Source organism: uncultured Halorubrum sp. (assembly GCF_937146585.1).
GTDB lineage: Archaea > Halobacteriota > Halobacteria > Halobacteriales > Haloferacaceae > Halorubrum > Halorubrum miltondacostae.
The window spans coordinates 47,821-58,064 of sequence record NZ_CAKZRO010000022.1 but is presented as its reverse complement, the minus strand read 5'-3'; the positions used below and the strand labels follow the sequence as shown (position 1 = coordinate 58,064).

Below are 10,244 nucleotides of genomic sequence, written 5' to 3'. Positions count from 1 at the left end.
GCGGCGCCGGCCGGCGGTCACCCGGAGACGGGGACCGAGACGACCGTCGTGTCGGCGTTCCGGATGACGCGTTCGGTCGTGCTACCGAGCAGGTCGTCGGCGGCCGCGTCGAGGCCGCGCTTCCCCATCACGACCGCGTCCGCGCCGATATCGTCGGCGTACGCGGCGATCTCGTGGGCCGGGACCCCGGCCTCGACCGCGGTCTCGGGGTCGATGCCGGCCTCCGCGACGGCCGTCGCGACCCGGTCGACCGCCGCCTCCAGCCGCTCGCGGCGCTCGGGGTCGTCGTCGTCGAACTTCTCCGGCCTGCCGGAGCGGTCGTACATCGGTAACTCCTCGACGACGCCGAGGACGTGGACCGTCCCCTCCGCCGCCGTGACGTCGATCGCGTCGTCGACCGCGTCGAGGGCGGCGTCGCCCTCGCCGGTCGGTACGAGGGTGGTCCGGTACATGCGGGGCGATCTACGGGCGGAAATCTGAAAAAACGTGTCGGGGAATGCCCCGTCGGGCCGGGCGAGACCCGCGGTCAGGCGTACTTCGCGACGACGTCGAGGATCTCGTCGAGCTCCTCGCCGTCGAGCGAGTAGCGCTCCTGGGCGAACACGGAGCGGAGCTCCGTGCGGTCCTCGGGGAGCAGGTCGGTGATCTTCACCGCGGTCGGCACGTCGACCTGGTCGAGCTCGGTCAGCTCCTCGACGAGCTCGCGGGACTCGTCGGCGTCGAGCTCCGCGAAGCGGTTGACGTGCTCGATCGCGCGGGCCAGCTCGTAGCGGAGATCGCGCTCCTCGTCGGCCGCGCGCTCGTCTTCGATCTCCACGAGGATCTCCTTCGCCTCGGAGGTGGTGACGTACTCCTCGTCGAGCTTCTCTTTGAAGATCGTCATCTCAGTTCTGCTGGGCCCGCATGTGGGCGGCGGTGACGATGAGGGTCTTCGTCTTGCCGCCGTCCGGGATCTCGACTTTGAACGCGGAGCCCTGCTTGCCGACGACGGTGCCCGTCCGGCCGTCGAAGCGCGGGTGGAAGCGGCCCTTGGGGACGCTCGGGTCGATCTTGAGGTGGACCTGCGACCCCTCGTCGAACTCCTGGATCGCTCGCTGCGGCGGGGAGGTGCCGCGGTTGCGGGGTTTGTTCGAGAGCTTGTCGCGAGTCGCCTTCTGTGGCCCATTGGAACTCGGCATGGTCTTGGGACACCTTCCGCTGCCGCCGTTATAAATCGTGCGTTACGACCCGCGGGACGTGGGCGTCTCACACGCGGGAACCGGCGGCGCGCCCGGCTCACACGCGCGACGGGGCGCACGCGCGAGTACAAGAAGCACCTCCCCCTTCCGAAAGGGCTAATCCCGGGAGTCCCTATCATATTCGTAATGAGTCATCAGCTGCCGGACGTACAGGCGTCGTCCCCCGACGTCACGGTCGGGCTCTCGCAGGTCGGCGTCACCGGCGTGGAGAAACTCGTGAAGCTCGCGCGCGGCGACAAGCGACCCATCGTCCTCATGGCGGAGTTCGAGGTGTTCGTCGACCTCCCGAGCGGCCGCAAGGGGATCGACATGTCGCGGAACCTCGCGACGGTCGACGAGATTCTCGAAGACATCACCCGCGAGGAGGCGTACCGCGTCGAGGACGTCTGCGGCGACGCCGCCGAGCGCCTCTTGGAGAAGCACGACTACACGACCACCGCCGAGGTGTCGATGACGGCGGAGCTCGTCACCCGCGAGAACACGCCGGCGTCGGACATCGAGACGCAGAGCACGGCGACCATCGTCGCCAGCGCGACCGCCACCGAGGACGGCACGCGCGAGGAGATCGGCGCCGAGGTCACCGGCATGACCGTCTGCCCCTGCTCGCAGGGGATGAGCGAGTCGCGGGCCCGCGACAAGCTCGCCGAGCTCGGCGTCGACGAGGAGACGACCGAGGAGTTCCTGGACGCCGTCCCGCAGCCGGGTCACTCCCAGCGCGGCCACGCGACGCTGACGATCACGACCGACGGGCACCCGGACGTCGACCTCAGGGACGTGATCGACGTCGCCCGCGACTCGATGAGCGCGCGCATCTACAACATGGCGAAGCGGCCCGACGAGGACCACATGACCTACGAGGCCCACGCCGACGCGAAGTTCGTCGAGGACTGCGTCCGCGCGCTCGCCGAGGGGACCGTCACGGAGTTCGGCCACCTCTCGGACGAGGCCGTGATCCACATGAAACAGTCGAACGACGAGTCGATCCACCAGCACAACGCCCACGCGGAGCGCGAGGTCACGATGGGCGACCTCCGCGACGAGCTCCACCGATAGGCGCCGAGGCCGCGGGCGACTCGCGTTTCCCCCCGGCTATCCGAACGTCAACGGTTCCGCCTCGGTCCACCGCGGCTCGAACTGCTCTTTCACGCTCGTCGCGAACTCGACGTCTTTCACGTCGATCATCGCGAACGGCTCGTCGGCCGACAGCGGGTGCGGGACCTCGATGCACACCTCGATCTCGTCGAACACGTTGAACGTCCCGTCGACGCCCGGCGACGTGCGGACCTCGAACCCGTCCACCTCGGCCAGCTCCGCGGTGTACCGGCGGCCGACGCTCCGCGGGAGCTCGTCGACCGTCGCCGGCGACAGCAACACCCGGATCTCCACGCCGCGCTCGAGCGCGGACTCCAGCTCGGCGGTCACGCGCTCGCCGATCGTCCCGAGGTCGAAGCCGGTCGCCGGCGCGCCCGCGACCACGACCACCCGGCGCTCCGCCGCGGCGATGCGCTCCAAGAGGAGGTCCGTCGCCTCCTCCGCGCCGACCGCCGCGGTCCAGAACTGGCCGTCGACGGGCTCGCCGGCGTCGAGTTCGGACGACAGCTCGTCGACCACCGACTCGTACTGCTCGGCCTGCGTCTGGAGCTCCTGTTTCTTCTCGTCGAGCAGGCGGTCGAGCGCGGCGTCCGGCTCGACCGCGACGTACTTCTTCGGCCGGCTGGCGGCCTGACTGCGGACGAGGTTGTGCTGTTCTAAGCTGTTGAGCACGTCGTAGATCCGGCCCATCGGGACCTCGCTGGCCCGCGAGAGGTCCTTGGCCGTCGTCGGGCCGGTCCGGAGGAGCGCGCGGTACGCCCGGGCCTCGTACTCGGAGAGTCCCAGGTCGCGGAGAGATGCCATACACGGGGATGCCCCGGCACCGGTATAAACGCGTCGTCCGTTTACGACGCGGACGAGCGCGCGTCGGGCGGCGGGCCGTCCGACGACGAATCCCCCGAAGGGTCGACTGAGCGCCCTCGCCGCCCCTACGACAGCGCGTCGCCGACCCGATCCATCAACTCGGCGGGCGTTTCCGCCGGGGCGGAGGCCCCGTCGCCCGCGAGGACGACGGCGGCGCCCTCGGGGACCGTCCGCGGGGCGGGCGCGTCGGCCTCGTGGGCGTTCGGCGCGACCACCTTCTCGTGGTCGGCAACGCGCCACGCGGCGCGGTGGAGGTCGCTGCCGGGCGCGGTCCCGACCGCGATGACGGTCGCGTCCCGCCGGAGCCGGCCGACCAGGCTCCCGTAGGCGGCGACCTGGACGCCGAGCCGCTCGGTCGCGCCGGCGAACGCCTCGGCCGTCTTCCGCGCGACCTCGCGGTAGCGGTCCTCGCCGGTGAGCGCCGCGAGGTCGAGGAGCGCCGTCGCCATCTCGACGTTGGCGTCGAGCGGGCGGAACGACCGGTCGAGCAGCCCCGGGCCCGAGCGCGGGCCGTCGACGAACGAGCCGTCGACGTGGAGCCGATCGATCGCCCGGTCCGCGACCGCGCGGGCGACGTCGACGCCCTCGCCGCGGACGCCGGCGGCGCGGACGTACGCCCCGACGACGCGGGCGGCGTCCTCCAGCAGGTCGGTCTCGCCGGCGTCGTCGCTGCCGCGGTAGTGAGTCACCGCGCCGCTCTCGGTGTCGATCAGGTCGCGTTCGAGGCCGTCGAGGATTCGGTCCGCGTACTCGCGGGCCCCCTCGTCGTCGGTGTAGGCGGCCACCGCGAGCAGCGCGTCCGCGGCGAGCGCGTTGCCGCCGGCGAACACCGTCAGGTCGCGGCGGGGCTCGTCGAGGTCCGCGCGGTCCGCGGCGGGCGCGGCGTAGTAGGCGCGGCCGAGCCCGGGGCCGAGGCTGCCGCCGACGCCGTAGCCGGTCCAGAGGTCGCCGGTGAGGAAGCCGACGGCGTCGAGCGCGGGGTCGAGGTACGCCTCGTCGCCGGTGTAGAGGAAGGCGTTCGCGAACGCGCGGGTCACGGCGGCGTTCGTGTCGAGCGGCTTCTCGTAGGCGACGTCCCCCCAGTCGCGGGTGCCCGCGTAGCGGAAGAAGCCGCCGTCGACGTCGTCGGTGAGGTGGTCGCGGACCGCGTCGAGCGTCCGGAGCGCGCGGTTCCGGTCGCGCTTCAGCGCGAACTCGACGGTGCGGGGCAGGGGGAACTTCGCGTCCGTCCCCCAGCCGGCGTGCTCGGCGTCGTACTTCACCTCCAACTGCCCGGCCAGGTGGCTCGCTATCTCGTCGGTCAGCTCGCCGCGGGGCGGCAGGTCGGCGTCGAGCGCGCGGGGCACGCGCCCGGCGTCGCGACCCTTGTCGGCCCACATCTCGCGGACCGATTCGAGGACCTGCCGCATCCCGTCGACGTCGAGGTAGCCCGCGCCCGTCAGCAGCGTCCCGTCGGGGGCGAGGAAGGCGGTGGTCGGGAACCCGCCCATGTTGTACCGCTCGCGCACCCGCGGGTGGCGGTCGACGTCGACGCGGACGGGGACGAACCCCTCGTTGACGTTGGCGGCGATGCGCGGCTCCGCGTAGGTGATCGCGTCCATCTCGTGACAGCCCTCGCACCAGGTGGCCGACAGCGAGAGCAGCACCGGGCGGTCGCGCTCGTCGGCCTCGGCGAACGCCGCCGGGCCCCAGTCGCGCCACTCGACGCGGGTCTCGTCGCTCATACCCGTCGTCGGTCCGGGGCGGGGGTAAGCGCTTCGAGAGCGGAACGGAGCGGTTCGAGAACGGGCCGGAAGAACGGCCTGAAGACGGCCCGGAGGAGGGCGGGAGGGCGCGCGAAAACGGGTCGGAGGAGGGCGGGAGGGCGCGGCGTCGGTGTCCACGCGACGCCTCGGTGGTCGGCGAGCGGTCGGGTCCGGTTCGGTCTCAGCGCTTGTGGTCGTGCCCCAGCGCGAGCGCGAGCGCGTTCGCGAACAGGAGGGCGACGAACAGCTGCCCGGTGCCGCCGTCGAGCCCCGAGTACAGCAGGACGGGGTACGTGGCCGGGATGGCGATGGCCGCCCAGAAGGCGGCGGCTTTGACGGTGCCGGTCATCAGCCCGGCGAGTCGTTCGCCGGAGGCGATCTGCGTGGGAGCGGGGGTTGACATGGACACCTTTCCGTAGAGCAGGGGACCACATATAGCCCGACGAGGGTTCGGCGAATTTCACGGCGTTTCTCGCCCGTCCGGGTCGTTTTACAAACGCCGCAGAGACGGTTTAACCGTTTATCGGCGCAGCTAACACTTTGCTTCGGAATTCCGCCTGATCGACCGGTTTCGGCGCGGTCCGGCCGCCGGGGCGCGGCGAACCCGGGGTCGAGCGACTGCCGCGGCACCAACCGCTTTGTCCGTCGGGGGGAGAAGTGGGACCATGACCGACACCGACAGCCGCGACCGACGCGGGGACCGAAGCGACCGCGACCGTCTCGCCGCACGCGCCGACGGCGGCCGCCCGCGGGTGGCGGTCGTCGCCTGCGGCGGCACCATCGCCTCGGAGCCGAGCGACGGCGGCGCGGCCCCGGAGAAGACCGGCGACGACCTCGTGGCGGCGGTGCCGGCCGTCTCCGACCACGCGCGGGTGACGACCAGGGAGGTGTGTTCACGGCCCGGGTTCGACGTCCGGTGGCGGGACGTGCTCGCGACCGCGACCGCCGCGCGCGAGGCGGTCGGCGGGGCGGACGGCGAGCCCGCGGACGGCGTCGTCGTCACGCACGGGACGGACACCCTCGCGGACACCGCGTTCGCGCTGGACCTGCTCACTGACCTCGACGCGCCGGTCGTCGTCACGGGGGCGCAGCGCCGGCTCGACGAGCCCGCCAGCGACGTGCCCGCGAACCTCGCGCTCGCGGTCCGGGCGGCCGCGGACGACCGGTTCGCGCCGGGCGTCCACGTCGCGTTCGACGACGAGCTCCACGCCGCCCGCGACGTGGTGAAGGGCCACAGCAACGCGCTGTCGACGATGACTTCCCCCGGGACGGGACCGGTCGCGACGTTCACCCGCGCCGCCTCGCGCCTCGTCCGCGCACCCGAACGCGGCGTCGCGGTCGACCCGCTCGCGGACGCGATCGAAGGCCCCGCGGACGTGCCCGAGGTCCCGGTGGTCCACTCCGGGACTGGCGTCGGGGTGGGTGCCCTCGAACGCGCGCTCGACGCGGGCGTCGGCGGAGTCGTCGTCGAGGGGACCGGCCTCGGGAACGTCACCGGCGCGCTCGGCGACGCGCTCGGCGAGGCGGTCGACGCCGTGCCCGTCGTCGTCGCCGGGCGTCCGCCGGCGGGGCCGACGGAGCCGGTGTACGGCACCCGCGGCGGCGCGGTCACGCTCGCGGACCGCGGCGTGACGTTCGCCGGCGACCTCCCGGCCGCGAAGGCGCGCGTCGCGCTCGCGCTCGGCCTCGCCGCCGACCTCGACGGCGCCCCCGGCGGCGGGGAGATCGAGGCGCTGTTCGAGCCGGCGTAGTCGGTCGCGGCGACCGACCGGGATCGCCCGACCCGATAGGTGAGACGCGCGTTTACGTCTACACGAAGTCCTTATGTATCGGTCGCCAATCCGGTGGTATGACCGACCTCACGCGACGGAGGGCCCTCTACGGCATCGCGACCGGTAGCGCCGCCGCACTCGCGGGGTGTACCGGTACCGGCGATCCGGTTCCGGGCGGCGACGGCACGGACGGCGGAGACGGAACCGACGGCGACGGAACCGACGGAACCGACGGCGACGGCGGGAGCGACGCCGACCCAGAGACCGACGTCCATCAGGTCGGCGCGGCGCTGTCCGGGCCGGCGTGGAGCCGGACCGAGCGCCGCGGCTTCTGTGCCCTCCTCACCGATGAGGACGACGCCGCGTGGCTGCTCCGCGACGCGCCGGCGGAGACCGTCGCGTTCGTCGAGGAGACAGACTTCGCGGCGTCGGCCCTCGTCTACGCCGAGTCCGTCGGCCCGACCACCTGCCACGACGAGATCGCGTTCGAGGGCATCGAGGTCGATGAGGGGACCCTCGTCGCGGACGCGACGGTCTCGGGGGCGCAAGACGAGGAGGTGGCCTGCGGCGAGGCGATCACCTACCCGGCCGCGCTGCTCCGCGTCACGAGCGACCCGCTCCCGGACGCGGCGGAGCTCTCCGTCACCGACGGCTGGGGCGAGACGGGCGCGGTGCGGAGCGACGACTGGGTCCGCGACCCGGAGAGTCTCGCGGGCGAGGTCCGTCCCGAACACGACCCGGCGAACGTCCCCCCCGCCTTCGAGTGCGACGCCGACGGCTTCGCTCGCCACCCGCAGGTGTACGACGGCGAGGTCAACTGGGGCGGCGGGGGCGGCGCCGGCAGCGACGCTGGGGGCGACGGCCCGCTCGCGCTCCGCGTCGTGATCCCCGGCGACGACGCGCCCGGGTCCGACCCGCTCGCGATCGGTCGGGGTACCCAGTTCCGGATCGAGCTGACCAACGTCTCCGGCGAGCCGGCGTCCGTCGGGAGCCAGGCGAAGTACAACCTAGAGGTCCGCACCGAGAGCGGCTGGACCGAGCTCCGCGGCACCGACGGCGACCCCACCGTCGGCTACAACGACCTGGCGATCGGCGTCCCGCCGGGCGGGACGCTGGAGTGGGAGTTCGAGATGACCGAGACGGGGCTCGTCGAGGACGGCCCGCGCGCGGACGCCTTCCGGGTCTGCCCGGGCCTCGTCCCCGGTCGGTACCGGTTCGTCTTCTTCGGTGCGGCCGACCTCGCGGTCGCGTTCGACTACGAGGACTGACGCAGCGGTCGGCGTCGGACCGCCGGCGTCTCAGCCGCGGACCTCGATGAGGAGGTCGGTCTCCGGCGACTCGCCCATCGTCTCCCGAACGCGGTCCCACGAGAGGTCGGTGCGCGCCGTCACGGACTCGGTCGCGACCGCGCCGCAGGCGTTGCCGACCAGTATCGGCACCTGGTAGTCGCGCGGGTCGTGCGAGAACCCGTCGCCGGTGATCTCGGGCTCCCTGAGCGCGGCTCCGAGGAACCCGGCGGCGAAGGCGTCGCCCGCGCCGGTCGTGTCGACGGGGTCGACGTCGAACCCCGGGTGCGAGACGCTGCCGTGCGGCGTCCGCACCGTCGCGCCCTCGTCGCCCAGCTTGATCGCGACGACGCGGTCGTCCGGCTCCCACGGGTCCACGTCGGTCGCCGCCGCGAGCGCGTCGGCCTCCCGGTCGTTTAAGAAGAGCACGTCGCTGGCGTGGAGCGCGGCGTCGAACTCGCGGTCGGCGACGCGCCGTCCGGGGTCGAAGCTCCGGGTCGCGCCCGCCTCGGCGGCCGCGGTCGCGAGCGCCGCCGCGGTCTCGGGCTGCTGCCCGGTGAGGTGGAGGTGGTCGGCGGCCGCGAGCGTGTCGCGGTCGAGCCCGGCAGCGGAGAACGACTCGTTCGCGCCGTCGTTCGCGAGCATGAGCAGCTCGCCGTCGCCGTCGACGATGACGTACTTCACCGAGGTCGGCTCGGCGGCGTCGACGAGCACCTGCCCGGGGTCGACGCCGGCGCTGGCGAGCTCGCGCAGCGCCAGCGCACCCGACTCGTCGCCGCCGACGCTCCCGTAGACGACCGACTGGCCGCCCAGGTCGACGAGCCCGACCGCGACGTTGGCGGCGCTGCCCCCGCCGGACTGTTCGAGCCGGTCGATCCGCGTCTCGCCGTCCGGTTCGGGGAGCCGGTCGACGTGGATCGTCACGTCCCAGTTGATGTGGCCCGCGGCGACGACCTTCGGCACGCGGGCGTCGTCGTCGGGGCCGAGGTCGGGGTCGCGGTCGACCGCGGGGTCCACGCCGTCGCCTTCGGAGCCCCCGTCGGCGGCGCCCGCGGCGTCTCCGGTCTCGGGGGAGTCCGCGGCGTTCCCGGCGCTCGCGTCGGCGGGCGCGTCGCCCTCCCACTCGTCGACCTCGCGGTCCCACTCCGCGACGGTCTCGTCCCAGTCGTCGACCGGGCCGTCGTCCGAGGCGGCGCCCGAGCCGTCCGCTCCCCCCTCGTCGGGAGCGCCGGAGCCGCCCGCGGGGTCGCCGCCCCCGCTCATGGTTCCGCCCACGGCTCGGCGGCGCCCTCGCCGAACAGCTCACGCATCAGCGTCACGATGCTCTCCGGCGGGAACTGACCCTGCTCGGTGACGATCGCGTCCATGTACCGCGGCGGCGTCACGTCGAACGCGGGGTTTTCCACCGCGATCTCGCCGATCTCGTCGCGGCTCTCGGGCGCGATCACCTCGGCCTCGTCGCGCATCTCGATCTCGACGGTGTGACCCGTCAGCGTCTCCGGGTGGAGCTTGATCGTCTGGGCCGCGGTCATGATCGGGACGCCGCGCTCGCGGGCGTTGACCGCGAGCCCCGACGTGCCGATCTTGTTTATCACGCCGCCGTCGGCGGCGATCGAGTCCGCGCCGACGACGACGTGGTCGACCTCGTCGAGGTACCGTCGCGCCGCGGAGTCGACGATGAGCGTCACGGGGACGCCCGCGTCGCGGAGCTGCTCGGCGGTGATGTGGCCCTGCTGGCGCGGGCGCGTCTCCTTGACGACCGCCGAGATCGACTTCCCCTGCTCGACTGCCGCCTCGATACACGCGAGCGCGTCCGTGGAGTGGCAGTGAGTCATCACCGTGTCGCCGTCGGCGAGGCGGTTCGCCCCGACCCGCCCGAGGTCCTCCTGGGCGCGGTCGAGCTGTCGGACGAACGCCTCGCTCGCGTCGACGACGCTCCGGCGGAGCCGGTCGACCGAGTCGCCCTCCATCCGCTGGAGCACGTATCGGAGCGCGTTCGGCAGGGACACCGCCGTCGGGCGCGTCTCGCGGAGGGTCCGGGCCGCGGCGCGCATCGAGGCGCGGAACGCCGCGGGGTCGGTCGCGGTCGCGTCCGCCTCGGCCGCCGCCTCCGCCTGCTCGGCGAGCGCCTCGGCGGCCGCGGAGGCGATGGTCGCCGCCCCGCGGATCTCCATCGTCGCGATCGACTCGGCGGTGTCGCCGACCGCCGGTGCCGGCTCCGTGTCTGTCATATCGATCCGGTAGCCG

Annotated in this window: 11 protein-coding genes; 3 read left to right on the top strand and 8 right to left on the bottom strand. The window is 73.1% G+C overall.

Annotated features, from left to right (window positions below):
• Positions 1-17: 17 nt before the first annotated feature.
• From Q0116_RS01995 to Q0116_RS01985, 3 genes are all read right to left on the bottom strand, one after another.
• A complete protein-coding gene (locus Q0116_RS01995; protein WP_297884998.1) occupies positions 18-452 on the bottom strand; it encodes a universal stress protein in 435 nt (144 codons plus the stop codon).
• Positions 453-526: 74 nt separating this feature from the next.
• Entirely contained in the window at positions 527-883 is a 357-nt protein-coding gene (locus Q0116_RS01990; RefSeq protein ID WP_297884997.1) for an RNA polymerase Rpb4 family protein, read from the bottom strand.
• Position 884: 1 nt separating this feature from the next.
• Positions 885-1,178 (bottom strand): 50S ribosomal protein L21e, encoded by a 294-nt coding sequence (locus Q0116_RS01985; protein WP_006112901.1) that lies wholly within the window; start codon positions 1,176-1,178, stop codon positions 885-887.
• A gap of 186 nt (positions 1,179-1,364) precedes the next feature.
• Here Q0116_RS01985 and mptA point away from each other — a divergent pair, with 186 nt between their 5' ends.
• Complete coding sequence (gene mptA / locus Q0116_RS01980) at positions 1,365-2,291, top strand: GTP cyclohydrolase MptA (RefSeq protein WP_297884992.1); 927 nt, start codon at positions 1,365-1,367, stop codon at positions 2,289-2,291.
• Between the two features lie 36 nt (positions 2,292-2,327).
• Here the strand turns inward: mptA and Q0116_RS01975 are convergent, their stop codons facing one another.
• From Q0116_RS01975 to Q0116_RS01965, 3 genes are all read right to left on the bottom strand, one after another.
• The gene (locus Q0116_RS01975) at positions 2,328-3,134 is read right to left on the bottom strand and encodes a TrmB family transcriptional regulator (protein ID WP_297884990.1); all 807 of its coding nucleotides are present in this window, start codon (positions 3,132-3,134) and stop codon (positions 2,328-2,330) included.
• 125 nt (positions 3,135-3,259) lie between these two features.
• Positions 3,260-4,918 carry a DUF255 domain-containing protein gene (locus Q0116_RS01970; protein WP_297884989.1) on the bottom strand — a complete coding sequence of 553 codons (1,659 nt, stop codon included), beginning with the start codon at positions 4,916-4,918 and terminating at the stop codon, positions 3,260-3,262.
• A gap of 202 nt (positions 4,919-5,120) precedes the next feature.
• Complete coding sequence (locus Q0116_RS01965) at positions 5,121-5,342, bottom strand: hypothetical protein (protein ID WP_297884987.1); 222 nt, start codon at positions 5,340-5,342, stop codon at positions 5,121-5,123.
• A gap of 262 nt (positions 5,343-5,604) precedes the next feature.
• On the opposite strand from Q0116_RS01965, the gene Q0116_RS01960 reads away from it, so the two are divergent.
• A complete protein-coding gene (locus Q0116_RS01960) occupies positions 5,605-6,690 on the top strand; it encodes an asparaginase domain-containing protein (RefSeq protein ID WP_297884985.1) in 1,086 nt (361 codons plus the stop codon).
• A 98-nt stretch (positions 6,691-6,788) separates the two neighbouring features.
• Positions 6,789-7,979, top strand: coding sequence for a hypothetical protein (locus tag Q0116_RS01955; protein ID WP_297884984.1), 1,191 nt, complete (start codon positions 6,789-6,791; stop codon positions 7,977-7,979).
• A 30-nt stretch (positions 7,980-8,009) separates the two neighbouring features.
• Here the strand turns inward: Q0116_RS01955 and Q0116_RS01950 are convergent, their stop codons facing one another.
• Positions 8,010-9,260 (bottom strand): carbohydrate kinase family protein, encoded by a 1,251-nt coding sequence (locus Q0116_RS01950; RefSeq protein WP_297884982.1) that lies wholly within the window; start codon positions 9,258-9,260, stop codon positions 8,010-8,012.
• On the bottom strand, positions 9,257-10,228 hold the full coding sequence (locus Q0116_RS01945) for a ribose 1,5-bisphosphate isomerase (RefSeq protein ID WP_271957595.1): 972 nt from the start codon (positions 10,226-10,228) through the stop codon (positions 9,257-9,259). Before Q0116_RS01945 ends, Q0116_RS01950 begins: the two co-directional genes overlap by 4 nt.
• Positions 10,229-10,244 lie beyond the last annotated feature (16 nt).

Bases quoted from the DNA above. Each gene is read 5' to 3' on its own strand.
- Q0116_RS01995 (WP_297884998.1), bottom strand. From the start codon at position 452: ATGTACCGGACCACCCTCGTACCGACCGGCGAGGGCGACGCCGCCCTC.
- Q0116_RS01990 (WP_297884997.1), bottom strand. From the start codon at position 883: ATGACGATCTTCAAAGAGAAGCTCGACGAGGAGTACGTCACCACCTCC.
- Q0116_RS01985 (WP_006112901.1), bottom strand. From the start codon at position 1,178: ATGCCGAGTTCCAATGGGCCACAGAAGGCGACTCGCGACAAGCTCTCG.
- mptA (WP_297884992.1), top strand. From the start codon at position 1,365: ATGAGTCATCAGCTGCCGGACGTACAGGCGTCGTCCCCCGACGTCACG.
- Q0116_RS01975 (WP_297884990.1), bottom strand. From the start codon at position 3,134: ATGGCATCTCTCCGCGACCTGGGACTCTCCGAGTACGAGGCCCGGGCG.
- Q0116_RS01970 (WP_297884989.1), bottom strand. From the start codon at position 4,918: ATGAGCGACGAGACCCGCGTCGAGTGGCGCGACTGGGGCCCGGCGGCG.
- Q0116_RS01965 (WP_297884987.1), bottom strand. From the start codon at position 5,342: ATGTCAACCCCCGCTCCCACGCAGATCGCCTCCGGCGAACGACTCGCC.
- Q0116_RS01960 (WP_297884985.1), top strand. From the start codon at position 5,605: ATGACCGACACCGACAGCCGCGACCGACGCGGGGACCGAAGCGACCGC.
- Q0116_RS01955 (WP_297884984.1), top strand. From the start codon at position 6,789: ATGACCGACCTCACGCGACGGAGGGCCCTCTACGGCATCGCGACCGGT.
- Q0116_RS01950 (WP_297884982.1), bottom strand. From the start codon at position 9,260: ATGAGCGGGGGCGGCGACCCCGCGGGCGGCTCCGGCGCTCCCGACGAG.
- Q0116_RS01945 (WP_271957595.1), bottom strand. From the start codon at position 10,228: ATGACAGACACGGAGCCGGCACCGGCGGTCGGCGACACCGCCGAGTCG.